The 20,845-nt window shown below is 45.2% G+C and carries 16 protein-coding genes; 14 read left to right on the plus strand and 2 right to left on the minus strand.

The features are described from left to right. Positions 1–23 precede the first annotated feature (23 nt). The 5 genes from KOD92_RS05685 to KOD92_RS05705 are packed head-to-tail and all read left to right on the plus strand — an operon-like array spanning position 24 to position 2,608. The gene (locus KOD92_RS05685; RefSeq protein ID WP_215232516.1) at positions 24–350 is read left to right on the plus strand and encodes a DUF721 domain-containing protein; all 327 of its coding nucleotides are present in this window, start codon (positions 24–26) and stop codon (positions 348–350) included. Positions 351–383: 33 nt separating this feature from the next. Further along, entirely contained in the window at positions 384–602 is a 219-nt protein-coding gene (locus KOD92_RS05690) for a DUF2683 family protein (protein WP_215232517.1), read from the plus strand. Beyond that, positions 578–850, plus strand: coding sequence for a Txe/YoeB family addiction module toxin (locus KOD92_RS05695; RefSeq protein WP_215232518.1), 273 nt, complete (start codon positions 578–580; stop codon positions 848–850). The genes KOD92_RS05690 and KOD92_RS05695 overlap by 25 nt, the downstream gene beginning before the upstream one ends. Before the next feature lie 17 nt (positions 851–867). Then, entirely contained in the window at positions 868–1,803 is a 936-nt protein-coding gene (locus KOD92_RS05700) for a S66 peptidase family protein (RefSeq protein WP_215232519.1), read from the plus strand. Positions 1,804–1,807: 4 nt separating this feature from the next. Further along, entirely contained in the window at positions 1,808–2,608 is an 801-nt protein-coding gene (locus KOD92_RS05705; protein WP_215232520.1) for an SDR family oxidoreductase, read from the plus strand. A gap of 11 nt (positions 2,609–2,619) precedes the next feature. Here KOD92_RS05705 and KOD92_RS05710 read toward each other — a convergent pair whose 3' ends face one another. Then, on the minus strand, positions 2,620–3,933 hold the full coding sequence (locus tag KOD92_RS05710; protein ID WP_215232521.1) for an amidohydrolase: 1,314 nt from the start codon (positions 3,931–3,933) through the stop codon (positions 2,620–2,622). A 424-nt stretch (positions 3,934–4,357) separates the two neighbouring features. Between KOD92_RS05710 and KOD92_RS05715 the strand changes: the two genes are divergently transcribed. The 8 genes from KOD92_RS05715 (at position 4,358) to KOD92_RS05750 (ending at position 17,471) form a co-directional block, all read left to right on the plus strand. Then, the gene (locus KOD92_RS05715; protein WP_229254541.1) at positions 4,358–7,633 is read left to right on the plus strand and encodes a SusC/RagA family TonB-linked outer membrane protein; all 3,276 of its coding nucleotides are present in this window, start codon (positions 4,358–4,360) and stop codon (positions 7,631–7,633) included. A 7-nt stretch (positions 7,634–7,640) separates the two neighbouring features. Continuing rightward, a complete protein-coding gene (locus tag KOD92_RS05720; RefSeq protein ID WP_215232522.1) occupies positions 7,641–9,104 on the plus strand; it encodes a SusD/RagB family nutrient-binding outer membrane lipoprotein in 1,464 nt (487 codons plus the stop codon). Between the two features lie 268 nt (positions 9,105–9,372). Next, positions 9,373–12,528 carry a SusC/RagA family TonB-linked outer membrane protein gene (locus KOD92_RS05725; RefSeq protein WP_215232523.1) on the plus strand — a complete coding sequence of 1,052 codons (3,156 nt, stop codon included), beginning with the start codon at positions 9,373–9,375 and terminating at the stop codon, positions 12,526–12,528. A gap of 10 nt (positions 12,529–12,538) precedes the next feature. After that, entirely contained in the window at positions 12,539–14,113 is a 1,575-nt protein-coding gene (locus KOD92_RS05730) for a SusD/RagB family nutrient-binding outer membrane lipoprotein (protein ID WP_215232524.1), read from the plus strand. 10 nt (positions 14,114–14,123) lie between these two features. Then, positions 14,124–15,092 (plus strand): DUF1735 domain-containing protein, encoded by a 969-nt coding sequence (locus KOD92_RS05735; protein ID WP_215232525.1) that lies wholly within the window; start codon positions 14,124–14,126, stop codon positions 15,090–15,092. A gap of 103 nt (positions 15,093–15,195) precedes the next feature. Then, positions 15,196–15,366, plus strand: coding sequence for a hypothetical protein (locus KOD92_RS05740; protein WP_215232526.1), 171 nt, complete (start codon positions 15,196–15,198; stop codon positions 15,364–15,366). A 72-nt stretch (positions 15,367–15,438) separates the two neighbouring features. Beyond that, positions 15,439–16,683, plus strand: a complete 1,245-nt coding sequence (locus tag KOD92_RS05745) for a pyridoxal phosphate-dependent aminotransferase (RefSeq protein WP_215232527.1) — start codon at positions 15,439–15,441, stop codon at positions 16,681–16,683. A gap of 5 nt (positions 16,684–16,688) precedes the next feature. Then, positions 16,689–17,471 (plus strand): queuosine precursor transporter, encoded by a 783-nt coding sequence (locus KOD92_RS05750; protein WP_215232528.1) that lies wholly within the window; start codon positions 16,689–16,691, stop codon positions 17,469–17,471. Positions 17,472–17,477: 6 nt separating this feature from the next. Here the strand turns inward: KOD92_RS05750 and KOD92_RS05755 are convergent, their stop codons facing one another. After that, on the minus strand, positions 17,478–18,239 hold the full coding sequence (locus KOD92_RS05755) for a TrmH family RNA methyltransferase (RefSeq protein ID WP_215232529.1): 762 nt from the start codon (positions 18,237–18,239) through the stop codon (positions 17,478–17,480). On the opposite strand from KOD92_RS05755, the gene tamL reads away from it, so the two are divergent. Next, positions 18,230–20,698 (plus strand): translocation and assembly module lipoprotein TamL, encoded by a 2,469-nt coding sequence (tamL, locus tag KOD92_RS05760; RefSeq protein ID WP_229254542.1) that lies wholly within the window; start codon positions 18,230–18,232, stop codon positions 20,696–20,698. The two genes, KOD92_RS05755 and tamL, sit on opposite strands and share 10 nt — an antisense overlap. Positions 20,699–20,845 lie beyond the last annotated feature (147 nt).

Consider the following 20,845-nt stretch of genomic DNA (forward strand, 5'->3'; position numbering starts at 1 on the left):
TGCAAAAATCACCTCGCGCAACTATGGCACAACACTATCGGTTTGACAAAGAAAAGGCGTCTCGGAAGCCGGGTGTCACGCCGCTGAAAGATGCTATTGATCAGATGCTCGACAGGTACAAGATCCGGACCCGATTTGACCAGTCTTACGTAGTCGCGCACTGGGACAAAATCATGGGTTCGGCGATCGCGACGCGAACTAAAAAGGTATATATTCACGAACGGACATTATTTTTGCAAATAGAATCGGCGCCGTTGAGAAACGAACTTCTGCGCGCAAAATCAAAGATTATCGAGCTGATCAACCGGGAAATGAAGAGTGATCTGGTTGATGATGTGATATTTATTTGAGGTATATTTGATGGGAACAAGACATGGAATAACATGGCCACACTAATTATTGATACTGAAAGTCAAGAAGTTATTGAAGCAGTAAAAAGTTTACTCAAGAAATTCAACGTGTCCTATAACATCAGCGGGGAAAAAGCTTACGACCCGGAATTTGTCAAGAAGATCAAGCTCAGTGAGAAGCAGATCGGCGAAGGCAAGGTCGTGAAATACGAACCTGGCACTGATTTATGGGATATACTAAATACGAAATAGAGTTTTCTGATGCTGCCGCCGAAGATTTAAGATTTTTCTCAAAATCAGGGCAGCTTACTACAATCAAGAAGATCAAAAACCTTATTGATTCAATTTCGGAAAATCCTGTCACTGGCATCGGAAAGCCGGAGCTATTGAAACATAATCTGGCAGGATACTATTCCAGACGAATAGACCGGGAACACAGAATTGTTTATAAGGTAGATCAACAAACCATTCATATTCTTTCTTTGAGGGGACATTATTGATGTACCCTTTTTTATTTATGAATCAAATCAAACTCCCTCCTTTTCTAAAACCCGGTGACCGGATCGGAATTGTAGCGCCGGCTAGCGTGATCAAGTATGAAGATATCCTTGGCGGTATCGACATTTTTACAAATCAATGGGGATTACAGGTAAGAGAGGGAAAAACACTAAAAACAGCTTTCAATCAGTTTTCGGCCAGTGATGATGAGCGGCGTTCCGATTTGCAACAAATGCTGGACGATCCTGATATCAATGCAATTATCGCCGCGCGCGGCGGCTACGGCTGCTCCCGCATTGTAGACGAACTTGACTTCACCCGTTTTTTAGAAAACCCCAAATGGATCGTAGGATTCAGCGATCTGACTGTTTTGCTTTCGCAGGTTTATAATCTGGGATATGTGAGCCTGCACGCGCCGATGGCCAAATCCATTACCACTTACGGAGGTGAATTAGCGGCTGAGTCGCTGAGGCAGCTTTTGTTTGGAGAAATGCCTGAATATAACGTCAAGCCGCATATTTTGAACCGCGAGGGTGAAGCTACTGCTACGGTTGTGGGCGGAAACCTTTGTATTCTCAATCATCTGACCGGTTCCAAAACGGAGATCGATCTGGACGGGACCATTTTATTTATTGAAGATGTAAGTGAATACCTTTATAATCTCGACAGAATGATGATCCAGATGAAACGGGCGGGCAAACTGGCTAATCTGGCGGGGCTGATCGTGGGGCAGTTTACTGATATGAAAGATAATAAAGAGCCGACTTTTGGGAAAAGCGCAAATGAGATCATTCAGGAACATATTGCCGAATATTCTTACCCCGTGTGTTTCGACTTTCCGGTAGGACACGTGGGCGATAACCGGGCTATGGGCGTAGGAATGCAGGCCAAACTTACAGTGAGTTCTGAAAGTGCCGGGCTTCAATTTCTTTCAACCGTCCCCGCATTCATATAGATCAATGGAGAATTTTAAAGACAAGGTTGTGTGGATAACCGGCGCGAGTTCCGGGATCGGAGAGGCGCTCGCTATTGCATTTGCCCGCGAGGGTGCGAAACTCGTATTGACAGCACGGAGAAAAGAGGAATTGGAAAGGGTAAAGCTGTCGACCGGCTTACCGGATACGTCGGTGCTCGTGTTACCGATGGATGTAACCGACCTGGAAAAGGCAGTGCCGGCAGCTGAGCAGGTGATCGCGCAATTTGGGCGGATCGATATTATGGTACACAATGCAGGCGTAAGTCAGCGCTCGTATATCAAGGATACTGACCTGGCAGTTTATAAAAACCTGATGGAAATTGACTTTTTTAGTACGGTTGCGCTGACGAAGGCGGTTTTACCTTACATGATAAAGCAGAAAGGCGGGCACTTCATCGTCATGAGCAGTGTCGCGGGAAAAATCGGGACCATTATGCGCTCGGGCTATAATGCAGCCAAACATGCACTGCACGGATTTTACGATTCACTCCGGGCGGAAGGTTATGTAGATAATATCAAGGTGACAACTGTTTGCCCCGGCTACATCCGTACCAATATTTCACTGAATGCATTAAATGAATCCGGCTCCAAATTCGGCAAAATGGATTCCAATCAGGCGAATGGGATTCCTGCCGAGGAATGTGCGCGGAGGATATTGAGTGCGGTCAAAAAGGATAAAAAGGAAATATATATTGGCGGATTTAAGGAAGTCGCCGCCATTTATCTGAAAAGGTTCTTCCCTACCCTACTATTCGATCAGGTAAGGAAGAACATTCCGGAATAGTCAATGTCAGTTTATTTTGATTTGGCTTTGGCGCCTGCCATATAATCGGTAGTAAGCCTGGCGAGTGACCTTACACCCAACACGAGGCTTCCTTCATCCAGGTAAAAGTCAGGCGTATGATGCGGCGCGGCTTCTTCCGGGTTCTTTCCTTTTGGCATTCCACCCAGGAAGAAGAACAGTCCTGGTACTTTTTGTTGAAAATAGGAGAAATCTTCCGCGCCGGTTTTAGCCGGGATCAGACTTACATTGTCCTTTCCAGCAACATTCTGTAAAGTGCCGATCATTTTTTCGGTCAAAGGAATATCATTGACTGTAACCGGATAAAGTATATCAATCTTCACCTCCGCCTTCGCACCAGCGCTTTCGGCCACATTGGTAGCTATATCGTTGATCCGCTTGTGAACGAACTTGTGCATTTCTTCATCAAAGGTTCGTATCGTACCTACCATTTTCACGGATTCCGGAATAATATTCTGTCTGATACCTCCATTGATCATACCGATCGTCACCACGGCCGGCGCTTGCGTCAGGTTCAGGTTACGACTTACAATGGTTTGTAAAGAGTTGATAATCTGAGCCGAAGTAACAATAGGATCTACTCCCGACCATGGATATGCGCCGTGTGTTTGCTTTCCGGTCACATTAATAGTTAAAATATCTACCGCCGCCATCGTCGGGCCAGGCTTATAACCTATTTTACCCACTTCGATCTTCGAATCAATATGTAGTCCAAAAACGGCGTCCACTTTCGGGTTTTCCAGCACTCCTTCCTTGATCATCAGCTCGGCACCGCCTTCTTCTCCCTCGGGCGCACCTTCCTCAGCTGGCTGGAATATGAACTTGACCGTACCTTGCAGATCATTTTTCATGGAAGACAATACTTCCGCGACGCCCATCAATATAGCCACGTGAGTATCGTGCCCGCAGGCGTGCATGACGCCCGTTTTTTGTCCGTTAAACTCAGCGGTCACGGTGGATTTGAATGGAACATCGACCCGCTCTGTCACAGGAAGCGCGTCCATATCTGCTCGGAGTGCCACGACGGGCCCAGGCTTTCCGCCTTTCAGTATTCCGACGACGCCGGTGTGCGCCACCCCCGTTTTCACTTCTATTCCAAGTTGTTTCAAGTGGGCCGCTATCTTTTCGGCTGTTTTGAATTCCCTGTTTCCCAGCTCAGGATTCTGGTGAAAATCACGCCGCCAGTCCGACAGCTTCTTTTCGATGGATTGGGCTTTTTGATCAATCCTGGACACGAGGGCTGTTTGCGCAAAAGCGGCCTGTGCAAAGAACAGTGGTACCACCACCATCAGTTTGTTTAGTAGCATTCCGGCTGTAAATTTTAAGTAAATATTAAAATAATGCAATCACAGAAGGTGCCTAAAAGCACTTATTGACTGCCGAGATTTGAACAAATCGAGAAATTTCAATTTAGAAAAATTCTATTATTTCAAAACGTATAGTAAAACGGCGTTAATTATCAAAGTTAAAACTAGTTAAAGGTAATGATACGAAAAAGTTAACAAACAGAGGGTTATGTTAACAATTATATAATCATACCCAGTTTTTTACAGAATTTTCAACATTTACAAAATCGTTAAAAAACCCCGATTTGAATTATAATATTTTCCAAAAACGTATGTGATACCAAACTATATTTTGAAATTTCGCAATAGAATCGTTGTAATGGTTAAACTAATAATTAATTTTGCAACATTGTGTTCACGTAACAAAACTATTCTTTAATCAGGTATGAGGAAGTATCTATTATCCTTACTGGGCTGCATGGTGCTCTTAAGCACGCAATTGTATGCCCAGGATCGCGCCGTGACTGGTAAAGTCACCGCTGAAGACGGCTCAGTGCTGCCGGGTGTTAACATTTCTTTGAAAGGTACTACTCGGGGTACTACATCTGACACGCAGGGCGAGTATTCGATCTCAGCTGCGTCAGGCTCTACTTTGGTGTTTAGCTTTATCGGCTTCCAGTCTCAGGAAATCGAAATAGGTAACCAGACTACGATCAACGTTTCTCTTAAGAATGACGTAAGCCAGTTACAGGAAGTGGTTGTAACGGCTCTTGGTCAGGAAAGAAAAAGAAACGAGCTCGTATACGCTGCGCAGCAAGTAAATGCAGAGCAAATCACGCAGGCACGTAACCCGAGTGTAATGAATGCACTTGCAGGTAAAGTGGCTGGTTTGGACATTAAGACCAACAACAACATGGGTGGATCTACAAGCGCGGTTATCCGTGGTTTCAAATCCATTACAGGTAACAACCAGGCACTGTGGGTTATCGATGGTGTGCCGGTTTCCAATGCGAATACAAATACCTCGGATCAACAAACTGGTCGTGCGGGAACTGACTACGGTAATGCTGCTGCGGATATTAACCCTGACAACATTGCTTCTGTGAACGTTTTGAAAGGTGCTGCCGCTACTGCATTGTACGGTTCACGTGCTTCAAACGGTGTGATTTTGATCACGACCAAACAAGGTCGCAAAAACAGCTTCGACGTCACAGTAAACAGTGGTGTTACCTGGGGTAAGATCGACAAATCGACTTTTGTAAAATACCAGAAAGAATACGGTGCAGGTTACGATGGTGACCGTGCAAAAACCCGTTTCTATCGTGGAAACCTGGGATCAGGTGAAGGCAATATTACGCTTTTCGATGCAGATGCTTCTTTCGGTCCAAAATTCGATCCTTCTGTGATGGTTTATCAGTGGGATGCATTGGATCCAAGCTCTCCTACCTATCAAAAAATGACTCCATGGGTTGCTGCTGCAAACGGACCTGATGCATTTTATGAAACTGGCGTTAACTCTAACCAGAGTGTAAGCATCACCGGTGGCGGAGAAAACACAACTTTCAAAGTTGGTTATACAAGAAATGATGAAAAAGGTGTGCTTCCAAACAGTAAACTGGGCAAAAACCTATTCAACTTCTCAGCTTCTTTTGATTTGTCTAAAAAACTGACCGTTCAGGCTAACGCTAACTACTCGCAAATTAAAGGTCTTGGTCGCTACGGAACTGGTTATGATGGTAAAAACCCTAACCAGCAGTTCAGACAGTGGTTCCAGACTAATGTGGATCTGTTGGAACAAAAAGATGCTTATTTCAGAAACGAACAAAACGTAACCTGGAACTGGGCAAGCCCGACAAGACGTTTCGAGAACAATGGTCCTATCTACTCTGAGAACCCATATTACTCTCGCTACCAGAACTATTCGAACGATACCCGTGATAACTTCTTCGGTTATGCACAGGCGATTTACAAACTTGCTCCTTGGGTGGATGTAACAGGTCGTTTCGCTTACAACGGAACGCAGGATTTCCAGGAAGAAAGAATTGCATTCAACAGTTCCAGCCCGGCAGAATACAGCCGTTACAACAGAGGTTTCAACGAGACTAACCTGGATGTTATCGTTAATTTCCGCAAGGCGATCACAAAAGATATCAATTTCTCAGGTTTGGCGGGTGGAAGCATGCGCAGATCTAAACTGAATGCGATCAGAGCGAAAACGAATGGCGGTATGGTTGTACCGGGACTTTACTCCCTGCTTAACTCTATCAACCCAATCGAAGCGCCGTCAGAAACTTATCAGCGCATTGGTGTAGACGGTATTTATGCTCAGGCTTCATTTGGTTACAAAGACTTGATCAACCTTGACCTTACAGCAAGACAAGACAAATCTTCAACGCTTCCAAAAGACAACAACACTTACTTCTATCCTGCGATCGGAGCTAACTTCAACTTCTCAAACCTTCCAGGCTTGAAAGCGGATTGGTTGACAATGGGCAAGTTGAGCGCAAACTACGCTGAGGTGGGTAATGACGCACCTTGGGGAAGTACTTTGGATGTGTATGACAAACCTACGGGTATCGGATCAACTCCATACTTTACATTGCGTAACACGAAAAACAATCCAAATCTGAGATCTGAGCGTACAAAAAGTTATGAATTCGGTTTGGAAACTGCATTCCTGCAAGACCGCGTAGGTTTTAACTTCACTTACTACCGCTCACAAACGCTTGATCAGATCCTTCCGGTATCTATTTCAACTGCAACCGGATTTGCTTTCAAGTATATCAACTCAGGAGAAGTACAAAACAAGGGTATCGAGATTTCTGCCTACGTAACTCCGGTAAGAACTGGTGACTTCTCGTGGACAGTGAGCGCAAACTTTGCGCGTAACAGAAACAAGGTTATCAGCCTGTATGAAGACGTGAAAAACGTTCCGGTAGCCAGCTTGCAAGGTGGTGTTTCACTGAATGCTGCTGTTGGACAGCCATTTGGTATCATCCGCGGTACTGACTTCGAATACCATGAAAATGGTCAGAAAATCGTTCGCTCGAATGGTACTTATGCAGCAACTGCAGCTTCTGACAAAATCATTGGTAACCCTAACCCGGACTGGATTGGTGGTATCACCAACAATTTGAAGTACAAATCGTTGACGTTAAACTTCCTGCTTGATATTCGTCACGGTGGAGATGTTTGGTCACTGGATCAATGGTATGGAGAAGGAACAGGTATGTATCCTGTTACTGCCGGTCTGAACGAATTGGGTAACCCAAAAAGAGACCCTGCCTACAACTATGATGCTGACGGCAAAAAATTAGGTCTGACTGACAAGCCAGGTGGTGTATTGTTCCCTGGTGTTAAAGCTGACGGAACTCCGAACGATGTAAGAGCTGAAAACTCTGATGGTAACGGAAACACAGCTTACGGTTACCCAACCAACCCTCCACGTGCGATGTACATTTACGACGCGAGCTATATCAAATTGAGAGAAGTTGCGTTGACATATTCATTGCCACAGAATTTCGTTTCAAAACTCCGTGCGTTTAAAGGAATTGATGTTTCTGTAATCGGCCGTAACCTTTGGATCATCCACAAAAACATGGATTTCCAGGATCCGGAAGAAGGCCTGGGTTCAGGATTGCTGAACGGTGCTGGTGGATACCAAAGCGGTGCATACCCTGCGGTTAGAAGTTATGGTTTCAATGTTAAATTCCGTTTATAAAAATTATATGAAAAGATTAATCATTTTCTTTCTTCCGATCCTGCTGATGACGGCCTGCGTCGACAGCCTGGACGACTACAATGTGGATGCGAAGCGTCCGTCGGCAGTGCCCCCGGTGACTTTGTTCTCAAATGCTTTGAAAGGGCTTGCTGATACATTGACCAGCCCGAACGTAAACGTTAACAACTACCGTTTGTACGTACAACAGTGGGCAACAACCACTTATCTGGATGAGCCACGTTACAACGTTACTGCACGTACAGTTCCTCAGGCTTTCTGGCAGGGACTTTACAAAGGTGTTATTTCTGATTTGAATGAAGCACGCAGATTGCTTAACGAAGATGAATTCATTGTTCCTGCTAACAGAGACGTGCAATTGGCGCAGATCGAAGTAGTGGAAATAATGGCCTGGGCTGCATTGGTGAATACATTCGGAAATATTCCTTACTCGGAAGCATTGAATCCGGATAATGTTTTGCCGAAGTATGACGACGCGAAAACAGTTTATGATGCACTGCTTGTTCGTTTGGATGCGGCTATTCCTAAGTTTAGCACGAATGGCGTACCTTTTGAAAACGGCGACCTGCTTTATGAAGGTGACCTGACCCAGTGGGCTAAATTTGCAAATTCACTGAAACTGAAAATGGCGATGGTCATTGCCGACAGCGACCCTGCAAAAGCGAAACTTCTGGTAGCAGAAGCCGCACCGAAAGCATTTACTTCGAACAATGACAATGCAGCTTTCCCATACATCGGAACTCCTCCGAACTACAATGTGATCGCACAAAACCTGAATCCGCTGTATTCCAGCCGCCAGGATTTTGTAGCTTCTGCAACGATTGTTAATCCATTGAAAGAGCTGAAAGACCCAAGACTTCCTGCATTCTTCACTCCAAATGAAGCAGGTGAATATGTAGGTGGTGCTTACGGATTCTCAAATACGTATTCTGCATTCTCTCACGTAGGTGATAACGTCATCGAGCCGGACCTGGAAGGTTTGTTGCTGGATTATTCAGAAGTTGAGTTCCTGCGTGCGGAAGCTGTTGAAAGAGGTTTTATCGCCGGTTCAGCTGCTGAGCATTACAACAAAGGTGTTGGCGCTTCGATCGAATACTGGCTGGGTAATATCGGCCAGCCTGCTGCCGCAATCACAGCTGCAACCAATGCATACCTTGCACAGCCAAAAGTAGCTTACGCAACCGCGTCCACTAACTGGAAAGAGAAAATCGGTTTCCAGAAATGGCTTGCACTTTATAACAGAGGATGGGAAGCGTGGGTTGAATGGAGAAGATTAGACTTCCCGAAATTGCTTCCTCCAACCGGTGGTAATGCTCCTGCGGGACTTGCTATTCCTGTTCGGATGATCTACCCGATTAACGAGCAAACGCTGAATGGTGCAAACCGCGAAGCTGCCGCAAGTGCAATCGGAGGCGACGTGGTAACGACCAAATTGTGGTGGGATAAGTTCTGATCACATCTTATAGTATAATGCAAAAGGCGGGCTTCGGTCCGCCTTTTTGTATTATCAGTAAAATACAATTTATCCAACATTAGGAGTAACCGTAAATTGACAAATCTATTTCACAGATTATTTTGGCAAAAACCCTTTTTACGTGCTATTTGACAGTATATGATCGTTTCCGTCTAAAGATTATTTCGAAATAAGTGAATATGCTGTTGTAATTGTCAGGACAAACATTATTTTTACAGTCTTATTATTCTATAACAAACCTAACTTAATGAAAAAATTTCTACTGCCCTTCCTGGGAGGCTTGCTGCTGCTTTGCAGTCAGGTGTACGCTCAGAGCAGAGAGGTGACCGGGACGGTTACTTCCAAAGACGACGGGTCATTTTTACCCGGAGTTTCTATCAGGGTCGCCGGTACCAACACCGGAACGCTTACCAATGACAAAGGCGAATACAGCATCAATGCGCGCCCGGGTCAATCCCTTATTTTCTCGTTCGTCGGTTTTCTGAATCAGGAGTTGAAAGCTCCGGCTTCCGGTAATCTCGATGTTGTGTTGACATTGGACGAACTTGCATTGAATGAAGTCGTTATCACGGCGGGTGGTCTTACCGCCCAGCGACGCGAGCTGGGAAACCAGTCAACTACGGTAAAAGCGCAGGACATTGTACAGGGCAAGCCGATCAGTGTCGCAGCCAGCTTGGCGGGCCGCGTACCTGGTTTACTTGTAATGGGTGTAAGCTCCGGCGTCAATCCGAATTACCGTTTGGTACTTCGCGGTAACCGCTCGCTAACTGGTAACAACCAGGCGCTGGTTGTAATCGACAACATTATCTCAACCAACGACATTCTTGGAAACCTGAATCCGGAAGACATTGAAGATATCCAGGTTCTGAATGGTGCAGGTGCAGCCGCGTTATACGGTTCTGACGCTTCCAACGGTGCACTTATTGTTACTACTAAGAAAGGTAAGTCGGGTGTGACGCAGTTTAAAATATCCAACACGACTACGCTTGAGAAAGTGAGCTTTCTGCCTCAGCTGCAAAACGGGTTTGGATCAGGAACGACGCCGGATGACGTGCCTTCTTATACACCTTACGAAAACCAGCAGTATGGTCCGGCATACGACGGTTCGATGGTGAATATTGGTAAGCCTTTGCAGGATGGATCTATCCAGTCAGTGCCTTATTCTTCAAAAAATTTCCGCGAGGATTTCTGGAACACGGGTGTCGCAAACCAAACCGATCTAAGTGTCACATCTGGCGACGAAAAAGGGACGTTTTACTTGTCAGCGCAGTATTTTGATCAAAAATCAACTGTACCGTACGACAAATACAAGAGATACAGTGTGCGTGCAAACGTGGTTCGTCATATCTATAAGAATCTGACTGCGTCATTCAACACTAACTTTATTGCAGGTCGTACGAACCAAAGCAGCCTTACAGGAAATGCTTATGAAAACCTATTGATGTCACCAGGTCAGGTGGATGTTACGAAATATGAGGATTGGCAGAACAATCCATTTGCTAACCCGAATGGCTATTTCAACGAATATTACCAAAACCCATATTTCACATTGTCTAACAACCGGTGGGACCAGCGTAACGACTATTTGCAGGGTAATATGGAATTGAAGTGGAACCCGGTGAAACCGTTGACATTTACTTACCGTGTGGGTATGAGCGGGCGTAACTTGTCAGGAAAAGTTTATACCAACAAATTCACTTTTACGGATTATACCAAAAGCATCTCAGGAAGTTCTAAGACGGATATTGCTGGTTCAGTTGTCGATTACGCAGGTTATACAACACAGTTCGTAAACGACTTTTTGGCTGAATTCAGAACAAATCTTACGCCAGATTTTAACCTGAATGTTGCAGTGGGGACAACCGTTCGCGAGAATGCAACTAAGGCGATGGGTGTGGTAGCAAACGGTCTGGTTATTGACGGACTTTACAATGTCGGAAACAGCTTGAACCCACCAATTGCCAATGAAGGCAATTACAAAGCGCGACAGATCGGTGTGTATGGAGAAGCCCGTCTTGGTTTTAAAGAATATCTTTATCTGCACGTCACTGCTAGAAATGACTGGCGCTCGATCCTGGCGAAAGAAAACCGCTCCTTCTTCTACCCTTCTGCCGACGTTTCCTTCATCGCCAGCGATGCGATTCCCGGACTTGCAAATTCAGAATTCCTGGAAAGCTTGAAGCTGAGGGCAGGTTACTCGCAGGTTGGACAGGTTAATTTGGGTAATAACAGAGATTTTGGTCCTATTCCCTTGAACAACCTTGGGGCTTACTCACTGAGCAGCACATTCTCGCAAGGCTTTGGTTACCCGTATACCAGCGGCGCCGGTTTTGTACTGGACAACACGCTTGTGTCTTCCAACCTGAAACCTGAGATTACAACAGGAATTGAAGGCGGTATCGATTTTGAATTCCGTCCATGGAACATTGGTGGTGGTATTACATATTACAAAACCAATACTGTTGACCAAACCATTACCGTTTTGATCCCAAACTCTACGGGTTATGGCTCTTTGAGAACGAACATTGGAGAAGTTGAAAACAAGGGTATTGAAGCGACATTGAACATCACACCGATCAAAACTGCGTCAGGTCTGCAAGTTCAATTGGGAGCCAATTACACTTACAACCAGAATAAGGTACTTTCTCTATCCGCTCAATCCAATGAGTTGAGCGTTGGTTCTTCCGGTTCTGCTGCGAAGGTAATTGCAAAAGTAGGTCAGCCCTTCCCGCTTCTTCAGGTGACTGATTACAACCGTGATGATCAGGGAAGGATTATTGTTGATGCAAAGACTGGCTATCCATCGACAAATGGTACGTTTAAAGATGTGGGTATTACCAACCCGCCGCATATTCTGGGTATAAATGGTGGTGTTACCTTCAAAAAGCTGAGACTGAACCTGCTGTTTGAATACCGTAATGGCCACTACATTTTCAACTCAGTTTCGGGAGGTTATGACTTCTCTGGCGCTGGCGTTCGTACCGGCTGGTATAACAGGGATCGTTTTGTTATCCCAAATTCTTCTTATCTGAATGCAGAAGGCGAATATGTTGAAAACACCAATATAGCCGTAAGAAGCGGCGGTGCTGACTTCTGGACTGATGGAACAAGAAATACTAACATTGGCCAAAACTACACCAACTCTGCGGGCTTCTGGAAACTGCGTGAGGCGTCCATTGGCTACGAGCTGCCAACTGGATTGCTTGATAAAACAAAAGTTATCAAAGGTGCAAGTATCAGCATTCAGGGAAGAAACCTATTTATCTGGGCTCCAAAATCAAACCTATACACAGATCCTGAGTATAGCGCACTTGGTTCGGACAGCAATGCAGTTGGTTTCACCAGCCTTGGCCAAACACCGCCTGCTCGTTACTTCGGCGGCACATTATCACTAACATTCTAATTAAATACCAATGAAAAGATATAACATCAGTTGGATGCTGGCACTGCTAGTCACAGTACTTTCATCTTGTAGTGATTATCTCGATATCAATACCAACCCAAACCAGGCCACGAGCGTACAGCCGCTGTTGGTTTTGCCTGCTGCTATCACTGGCACAGCCTCGGTATCGAGCCAATTCAATAGTTATGGCGTGCATTTCGGTGGCTATATGGCCAATGCAGGTGGCTTTTCCGGCTTTGGAAACTTGTTTAATTACCAGTTGATCCCGGATAACTATAATGCTCTATGGGTAAATACTTACGACAACCTGAACGATTATAAATATGTAATCGATCAGACGGAAGGAGACGATACGCAGGCTTATGCCAATGCGGCCGCCAACATCATGGTCGCTTATAATTTCCAGAAACTGGTTGATGCATTTGGAGATGTTCCTTACACAGAAGCTTTGCAAAACAATGCAAACCTGACGCCTAAGTATGACGATGCGGCAACCATTTACCAGGATTTGGTAACCAGACTGAATGCGGCAATCGCCCTGATTGATGCAGCAGAATTTCCAGCAGCGCTGAATTCTTCGTCTGATCCGATGTTCGGCGGTGATATGGAGGAATGGAAGAAGTTTGCCAACACCATCAAGCTCCGCATTCTGGTGCGTGTTTCAGGTGTTGCGTCGCTTTCCTCTTTTGTAACCACCGAATTTGCCGCGCTTGACAAAACGCTTGGATTTATTACCGATGATGCTATCGTTAACCCCGGATATGTGAAAGACAAGCCAAATCCGCTTTGGAATTCCTGGGGTTATACTACAACCGGTACGCTTGCCAACTCTTCCCGCATTCCAACGCAATTCGCGTTCGGATTTTACAAAGGTCAAAAGCTGACGGATACCGGAAGAGGTGCAGTGGTCTACAAAAACTTCGAAACCAACACGCCGGTTAACCAGCTTGGAAACGAAGTGGATGCACCAACTATCATCACCAACTATTCTACCTGGTATACTGGAACGTTCAGCAGCGCCTCAAGTATTGGTAATGCACTTGGCGTATTGAAAGGAGCAAGTCAGGGACAAGTGCTAATGCTGCTTGCAGAATCGCAGTTTTTACAGGCAGAGGCCCGGTTGAAGGGCTTCCTTACTGGTGACTACGCAGCAAGTTTTGACTCAGGTATTGCTGCATCGTATACTTACCTGTACAAAGATGTGACCAACGTGGTTGCAGCAGGCAAGAACGTAACCGCTGACGTGGCTGCTTACAAAGCCGAAAATCCAGACAGCTATCTTGTAAACATCAAGTTGGCCACAACGCCTGCTCAGCGTTTGGAAGCAATCATTACGCAGAAATGGATTGCTGTAAACATGATCAATTCGGAAGAAGGTTATAATGAATTCAGAAGAACCGGCTACCCTGTTACCGTGCCGGGTGGTGATGGTTTTGAAAACATTGCCTCGAAGCTTTCGACCTCTACGCGCGCCGACAAGCTTCCTTCAAGAATTCTTTACCCTACTTCCGAGCAATCGTACAATGCTGGAAATTACAAAGTGATTAACCCATTTACCGATTTGATCTTCTGGGATCCTAACTGAAAAATTTATTATGAACTATTCAATAAAAATAGCGGGCTTATTCCTTTTTGGTCTAGCCTTCACATCTTGCCTGAAAGACGAGATGAACCTGGATCCTGATACTTCGACCAATGTAGTCGAATTCAAAAATCCGTCGAGCTTTGTGTCCCCCAGCGGAAGTACATATTCTCTGTATACCAGGGCATTTGATCTCGCCGACGAAAGTGAGTATCCGATCACTGTTAGTTATTCAGGTGCAGATGTTGCGCCTAATGATATAACCGTAAACCTTGGAATAGATACATCAGCACTTAGTCAATATAACGAGGAGCAGCACACCGAGTATGATCTAATTGAGCCAGCCGTTTATACAATGCCGACCTCTGTTGTGATTCCGAAAGGCCAGCGCACAGCTACTGTGACATTGAAAGTGATGCCCAACAAATTTGATTTCGAAAAGAGCTATGTGCTGCCGATTCAAATTCAGTCTGTGTCTTCCGGCGTAGTTAGCGGTAATTTTGGGACCATTCTTTTGAGTGTAAATGCTAAGAACAAGTATGACGGAGTTTACACTGTCACTAGCAAAATGGTAGACTATACCAATCCTGCATTTATCAGTATGTCGGAGCATGGAGATGCGCTTGAATATACATTGGAGACTATTTCTGCTACTGAGTGTGTTGTAGTGGATTACATCTACTGGGGTTCTCCATTCATCCCGTTCTGGACTGGAACGGGCGTAAGCGGATATGGTTCTTTCGCCCCGGTTGTGAAGTTTGATCCTGCGACTGATAAAATAGTAAGCGTTAGCAATTACTATGGGCAACCTGCCGGGAATACAAGGTCAGGTCAGCTTGATCCTACGGGCAAAAACGTATACGATGCGGCTGCTAAAAAAATAGAAATCAGTTACCGGATGATCCAGCCAAGCACAGTAGCTGCTCCGCCTCACATTCGCGCCAGCTGGGTAGATACATGGACGTTTAAAGCGCCAAGATAATTTTAACTTCCTCAAGTAATTTTTAAAAGCCGGCCAATTGGTCGGCTTTTATTATATTACAGCTCCTATTCTCTTATCTACCTTTCAATCAATCGTATAAACTATGAAAACGTACCTTACGGTCTTTCGGATTTTGTCAATGATCTTACTTGTGGGACTGATTGCTGTGCTGGTCTTGTTTCGGATCCAGAATTGGGAAATCAGTCCATTCTTCTATGGAGTGACGGGATTTCTATTGATGTCGGTGATTATCGACAGCCTTAGAAACCGATAGGCAAATCCCGCTCAGGATCGTCTGTTTGACATATTTGCTTAACTTTGAAAAAATCGACCGAACAACAAAGTAATGGAATTCCTCAAAAGCCAGCGCCTCAACAATCTCAAATATGAAATTCGTGGCGCTACTTACCAAAAAGCGCTGGAGCTTGAAAGTCAGGGTTATAAGATACATAATCTGAATATCGGCAACCCCGCGCCATTTGGTTTCGATTCACCCGACGAGATCGTACACGATATCATCATGAATATGCGCAATGCGCAGGGTTATTCGGATTCGAGAGGACTTTTTGCCGCACGGAAAGCGGTCATGCATTACACACAAACGATCGGTATTCAGGATGTGGAGATCAATGATATCTTCATTGGAAACGGAGTAAGTGAGCTGATCCTGCTTTCAATGCAGGCGCTGCTTAATCCGGGAGACGAAATCCTGGTTCCTTCGCCAGATTACCCGCTCTGGACCGCGTCAATCGCTTTGAGCGGCGGTACTCCCGTGCACTATGTGTGCGACGAAGCCGCTGACTGGAATCCGGATCTGGACGATCTTGAAAAGAAAATCACTTCCCGTACCAAAGGGATTGTTTTAATAAACCCTAATAACCCTACCGGCGCGGTATACGAAAAAGACGTATTGATACGCATTGCCAAAATCGCCGAAGAGCACGGGCTGATCATATTCTCCGACGAGATTTATGATAAGATTCTTTACGACGGGGCCGTGCATTATCCGATGGGCTCACTTGTAACCGATACGCTTTGCGTAAGCTACGGCGGACTTTCCAAAAACTACCGCTCGGCTGGTTTTCGCGGCGGCTGGATGATTTTGAGCGGCGCGAAACACAAAGCAAAATCTTATTCAGAAGGTTTGCTGCTGCTCGCGAGCATGCGGCTTTGCGCGAATGTTCCCACTCAATATGCGATTCAAACTGCATTAGGAGGTTATCAGAGTGTCAAAGAGCTGGTTGCTCCTAGCGGGCGTTTGTACAAGCAAATGAATCTGATTTACGACCGGCTCGTTTCCATTCCAGGTATTTCCTGCGTAAAACCGAAAGGTTCGCTATATGTTTTTCCAAAAATTGATCTGAAAAAATTCGGTCTTAAAAACGATGAGAAGTTCGTTTACGACCTGTTAAGTGATCAGAAAGTATTGGTCGTGGCCGGCACCGGGTTCAACTACATTTCAGACGACCATTTCCGCATTGTTTTCCTGCCAACTGTCGACGAGCTGAACCAGGCGGCAGATAAGCTGGAATTCTTCCTTGAAAACCGACGGGTATTGTCGACGCGCACCGTAGAAGATATGATCGTTTAGCGGCTATGCAGGACTCTACGATTCAGGAAGCGAAAAAGCAGAAACTGTTTCTCGTGCTTTGCGGCATATTCCTGACCAACGCATTGATCGCAGAAATAACCGGCGGCAAAATCTTTTCCGTAGAAGGATTATTGGGAATTCCGCCTGCGAATCTCCTCATAGGCGGTCAGCGGCTGGATTTCAATATGACCGCAGGCGTTGTAAACTGGCCGGTCGTATTTATCACTTCGGATATTATCAACGAGTATTTCGGTAAAAAAGGGGTCAAAAGAATATCCTACCTCACAGCCGCGTTGATCGTTTACACTTTCATCACCATATTCGCCGCTACCAAGCTTCCACCGGCACAATTCTGGCTGGATCTGAACAATACCGATTCTTCGGGTAATGTGTTCAATATCAATGATGCATTTGCCAAAATTTTCAATCAGGGGCTCGGGATTATGATCGGCTCGATCACCGCATTTTTACTTGGGCAGCTATTGGATGTATTTGTTTTCAGCTGGCTGCGCAGGAAAACGGGTAACCGTTTCATCTGGCTCAGGGCAACAGGCTCGACCATGTTTTCGCAGCTGGTCGACAGCTTTATCGTGATCACAATTGCTTTTTATGTGTTCGGCAACTGGGATTTGAAGCAGGTATTTTCGGTAGGTTCTATCAATTATTTATATAAAGCGGCAGTCGCTATTTTGCTCACACCAGTATTGTATATTGCTCATTATCTGATTGATAATTACCTCGGCAAAGAATATGCGGAAGAATTATCGCACCGCGCAGCTCACGAATAGAGACCTTTATTTACCCGAAATCTGACGGGACATATTATCCAGAATAATAGCGGTAGCAATGCCGGCATTCAGCGATTCGGCCTCTCCTATTCTTGGAATTGTGATTTTGGCAGTAACAAATTTCTCAACTTCCGGGCTAATTCCATTCGATTCATTTCCCATAATTATAAACCCGCCGATTGCCGGAAACTGGAATTCGTAAAGTGACTCTCCGCCTAAAAAAGCACCCGCCACAGATTTCCCGGCAGCCTGATCGGCAAGGTAAGTGGTGAGGTCGGTGTAAAAATGCTGGACGCGGGTAAATGAACCTTTGCTCGCGGCGATCACTTTGGGGTTGTAGAAATCGGTGGTATCTTCTGAACAAACGATCTTTTGAATGCCGTACCAATCTGCCACCCTGACGATCGTACCGAGGTTTCCAGGGTCGCGGATATCGTCCAGAACCAATACAAATTCAGGTTCCTGGTAAGACAAAAATTCGTTTTCCTTCGTTCTAGCAACTGCCAGACAAGAGTCGTTGGTTTGAAATGAACCCAATCCTTCCAGTTCCTGTGCAGTTACCGTTTCTGCTTCGGCGCTATTGCGGGATAAAATAGTTGAGTATTTTTGCTGAAATTCCTGTGTCGCCAATACAAACTCAATTTCATAGTCAGAATCCAGCAGCTCTAAAACACTTTTGGCGCCTTCGACGATAAAAGCTTGACTCAACTGCCTGTATTTCTTTACTTTAAGCGAGTTTATATACTTAATACGATTTTTTGAAAGCATTGAATATCAATTGTAGGGTTACATACAGCTTGCTCATTTTCCTTGTTTTCACAGGATTGTTGTCCTGCGCACCCAAGTCCACCACAAACAAAAATTATTACCTCGGCACTTCTTCCATCAAAGGCAATCGCATCGTGAACGATTCGGAACTGGACGGGTTGATCCCTCAAAAACCAAACCGCAGGTTACTCGGGCTCCCTGTTTTTCCTTATGTGGGCCTCTACCGCTTCGGCGAGATTTTCTATAACCGCGAGGAGAAGCAGCGCAAGGTGATCGAGGTGACGCAAAATTATCAGAAAGAATCCCGTATTCACGAAAACGACCCTAAAAAGCTGGGCAGAATTCAGCGGCGGTATGCCAAAAAGCTTGAAAAGGCGCAGATAAGAGCCACCCAGGGCAACTTCTGGATGCGGGTTCTGGGCGAAATGCCAGTTTATTACCAGCAGGACGAAGTGGTTCAAAATGCAGAAAAAATGCAGCGGTACCTGTACAACAATGGCTTTTTTGAAGCAAAAGTCAGTTTCAAACCAGATACTATTTTCAACAGGATCCGGGTTAATTATCTTGTAACGGAAAATAAACCGACCATTATCCGTGACGTATACTACCAGGTGAAAAACTACTTCGCCGATAGTATTATCAATGCAAATTCGAAAACCGCCGCATTAATCGGAAAGAAAAGGTATGATGGGGACGCGTTTGAGGAAGAGCGTATCCGGATCGAAACCTTGCTTAGGAACCAGGGTTATATGGAGTTTTCGAGGCAAAATGTCTCGTATCTGGTCAACGATACAATTACCAATGTGTTGACAGACAGCAGTTTCAAGTCAGTTGATGTCAATGTAAATGTTGAAATGCCCGTGAAAGACAACAAGGGTGTGCGGTACAAGATCAATTCGGTTCAATTTGAGGTTTTGCCGCCTGTGGGCATTCCTGATTCACTTTTTGCACGAGATACCAGCACTTTTAATGGGATCCGGTATTCTTTTGTGGATAAAAAATTCTCGAGAAAAATTCTCGACAGCAAGATCCAGGTCAGGCCAGGAGATTATTATAGTCAGGATAAAGAGCGAGGTACCCAGCAGCAACTATCTCTCACCGACCAGTTTGACTTTGTGAATTACAGTTATACACTCGATTCTTCCGGGGCGGGTATTAATAGTTATTTCAAAGTGATCCCGCTTGAAAAATATCAGATCTCCACGGATGTGGGGCTGAATGTAATACAGCTGCAAGGCGCGCCGGGGCCTTTTGCGAGTTTGTCTTACAAGATCCGGAATGTATTTAACGGACTTGAAAACTTCGAAGCCAATGTACGAGGTGGTATTGAGCTCGTCCCCGGATTTTTAGGAGATCAGGATATTTACCGGAGTGAAGAAATTGGTTTGAATACTTCCCTGATATTTCCGAGGTTACTCACTCCGGGCAACTTTTTACAGCGCCGCACGTCCAAATATAATCCACGGACGCAAGTTGGGGTTGGATACAACTACGTGAACCGGCCTGAATATACCCGGACCAATCTGAAAATGGCGATGACCTACTCTTGGCAGCCTACGAGTAAAACGCTATTCAACCTATCCCTGGTTGATCTTAATATTTTGAACACCCAGAATATCCGCCCGGATTTTCAAAACCTGCTTGACACGTTGTTTTTACAAGGTAATAACCTGATTAACAGCTTCAACAAATCTTTTGTATCCGATATTAACGCCAATTTCATTTACAATACCAATGCATTGATGGGGCGTCAGAAAAAGGCCACGTATTTCAGGGTTGCACTGGAATCTGGCGGCACCTCGCTGAATGTATTACCGAAGCAGCAGGATCTGATCCGAAGTGTTTTCAAAGACTTACAATTTTACAAATACCTGCGTTTAAATGCCGATTATCGGAGGTACTGGCCCGTTGGAAAGAGATCTGCCTTTGTCGCCAGGGTGAATACCGGGGCGATTTACAGCTACGGCGACAGCAAAGTGCCACCTTATGAAAAGTACTTTTTTGCAGGCGGCTCAAATAGTTTGCGTGCGTGGCTTCCGCGCCGGCTTGGTCCTGGCTCCTCGCCTCCGCGTAAAACTTTCAACAATCTCACAATTGAATCGCCCGGCGAGTTCCTGCTCGAAGGTAATCTGGAATGGCGCGGGTATCTGGCTAATTTCTTCGGCGACATCAACTATGCACTCTTTCTCGACGCCGGAAATGTCTGGAACCTCAATAGTACTGCCGCAGCATCTCAGAAGTTTGACGCGCAAAGTTTCGGACGTGAAATTGCAGTAGGTACCGGGTTCGGTATCCGTTATGATCTCTCATTTTTTATCCTGCGATTTGATTTTGGTATCAAAGTCTACGATCCTGCGGTTCAGAAGTTTGTGCTCGATGAGCTGCAATTCAAAAGGCTCTTCAACCGCACACAATCGAATTTCCTTAATATTAATTTGGGTGTAGGCTACCCCTTCTGATTTTGGTTTGAGCGGTTCGTTTCCATGACAGTTTGTCAGTTTTTCTTCGATTTCTTCCTATATTTGTATTCTTTCGGTGTATTCAAAATGAACCCGAAAGTGATTAAAGCTGCATTAACGCAGCGATTTTAAGTGCCTAAGAATCCT

The organism is Dyadobacter linearis, assembly GCF_907165045.1.
GTDB lineage: Bacteria > Bacteroidota > Bacteroidia > Cytophagales > Spirosomataceae > Dyadobacter > Dyadobacter linearis.